3 protein-coding genes are annotated in these 1966 nt (G+C 73.3%); all 3 read right to left on the bottom strand.

All coding sequences use genetic code 11. The features are described 5' to 3' along the window. Window positions 1-26: 26 nt before the first annotated feature. Window positions 27-917 carry a cytochrome c oxidase assembly protein gene (locus tag FNH05_RS36750; protein ID WP_186382930.1) on the bottom strand — a complete coding sequence of 297 codons (891 nt, stop codon included), beginning with the start codon at window positions 915-917 and terminating at the stop codon, window positions 27-29. Next, window positions 905-1315, bottom strand: coding sequence for a hypothetical protein (locus tag FNH05_RS38645; RefSeq protein ID WP_186382929.1), 411 nt, complete (start codon window positions 1313-1315; stop codon window positions 905-907). The genes FNH05_RS36750 and FNH05_RS38645 overlap by 13 nt, the downstream gene beginning before the upstream one ends. Further along, on the bottom strand, window positions 1315-1966 hold a 652-nt coding region (locus FNH05_RS36745), incomplete at its 5' end, for a cytochrome c oxidase subunit 3 (protein WP_222426823.1). The genes FNH05_RS38645 and FNH05_RS36745, both read right to left, overlap by 1 nt.

Below are 1966 nucleotides of genomic sequence, written 5' to 3'. Positions count from 1 at the left end.
GGTCCAGACCTTTCGCGGTCGGCGCATCAGCCCGTCACCTCCTCGGCCGGTGGCGGGGCGAGCTCGCGGTCGCCCGGTGTCCGGCGCTCCTGCCGGGACAGCCACCGCGCGAACAGGGCGAGGGCGAGCACGCCGTCCACCACGTCCATCGGAATCCACATCGCCAGCCCGGCCAGCTGCTGGTCGGTCAGCGGGTCGCCCTCGGCGAGCACCCCGGCGGGGTAGAGCGGGGCGGGGGCCAGCGTCAGCACGGCGCCCAGCGCCGCGGCCGCCATCCCGGTGGCGAACAGGAGCAGGAAGGCGGCGGGCCCGGCCAGCCGGTGCCGTCCCGGGGCCAGCACGGCCGACCACAGCAGCCACGCGGCGAGCACGAAACTCGCGTGCTCCGCCGCGTGCGCGGCCGGGTGCCCGAGCGCGGACAGGTACGGCGCGGGCAGATGCCAGAACCACAGCACCGCGACCTGGGAGGTGCCGACGACGATGCCCCGGTGCAGAGGACCCCGCAGCCAGCGGCCCACGGCGCCGGCCCGAAGGCGGGACCAGGACAGCCGGGCACGCCGGGGCAGCGCCAGGGACAGCGGTAGCCCGGCCGCCCCCGCCGCCAGCAGCGGTCCCGCCACCACGAGCAGGATCATGTGCTGGATCATGTGGCCGGTGAACGAGTCCTCGGCGAACCGGTGCACCGGCGGGCTCTGCGCCACCACGACGGCGGCGATCCCGCCCGCGAACGCCGCGGCGCGCGCGGCGCCCACGGCGGAACCGCGGCCGCCGCGCCGCCACAGTTCCTGCACGCCACGGCCGTAGGCCGCGGCGAGCCCGGCGAGCACGAGGACACCGGCCAGCTCCCACCAGCGTTCGGCGTCACCGCCGGCGGTGGCGTGCGCCAGCGGCAGGGCGGGTGAGCTCAGGACCGGCACTGCGGGATCACCACCACAGCGACGCCGTCGAAGGCGATGATCGCCACGAACAGCAGGTTGGCCCAGATGCCCACGGTGGCCAGCAGCCTCGTGCGGTCCCGCCGGGTGCCGTCGGGACGTCCCTCCTCGACGGCCGTCCCGCTCGTGCGGTGCCGGACGAGCAGGGCCGTGCCGAGCGCGGCGAGCGCGATCACGCCGGGGACGACCACCATCAGCGTGATCACCACGTACAGCGGGGTACCGGAGATTTCGTGGTGCCCGGCGAAGCACGCCAGCTCGTCGGTGCTCCAGGCGGCCCCGAGGTGCAGCGCCCAGGCGATCGCACCGCCCAGCACGGCGAACCACAGCAGCAGGCCGCCGCGGTGGTGCGCCTTCGGGGAGACGGCCGGTGCGGTCATCACAACCGCTCCGACAGGTAGATGGTGAACAGGATGCCCGCCCACACGATGTCGACGAAATGCCAGTAGATCGCGGTCAGCCGGACGCGTTCGTGCCGCCGGTAGCCGAAACTGCCGCGCAGGGCCGCCGCGAGCAGCCACGCCACCATGAGCAGGCCGATGGTCACGTGCAGGCCGTGGAAACCGGTGATGGTGTAGAACAGCGAGCCGTAGACGTTGGTCGTGAAGGTGAACTTCCGCAGGTCGCTGGCGTACTCCAGGCCCTGGACGGTCAGGAACGACAGGCCCATCAGCAGGGTGGCGAGCAGGCCGAGCCGCAGGCGCCAGCGCTGCCCCTTGCGGATGCCGCGCTCGGCCCAGATCACCGGCAGGCTGCTCGGCAGCAGGACCGCGGTCATGATCAACGGCCGTTCGAGTTCCGGTTTTTCGATGCCGCCGGGCGGCCACTGGGCGGGATGCTGGAAGCGCAGGTAGAAGAAACTGCCGAGCAGCACGGCGAACAGCGTCGCCTCGGTCAGCACGAACAGCACCATGCCCCACCAGGCCGGGGTCCGGCCGGAGGGCATCTCCGTGGTCAGCGCCTGCGGGCTGGTGCTCTCCCCGGCGGTTTCGAGCGCGGACATCACGACGCCACACCTGCCTCCTGCGGGG

The sequence above is a fragment of the Amycolatopsis rhizosphaerae genome (assembly GCF_007713715.1).
Classification (GTDB): Bacteria; Actinomycetota; Actinomycetes; order Mycobacteriales; family Pseudonocardiaceae; genus Amycolatopsis_E; species Amycolatopsis_E rhizosphaerae.
Note: the sequence above shows the minus strand (reverse complement) of the source record. Positions and strands in the feature narration are given on the sequence as shown.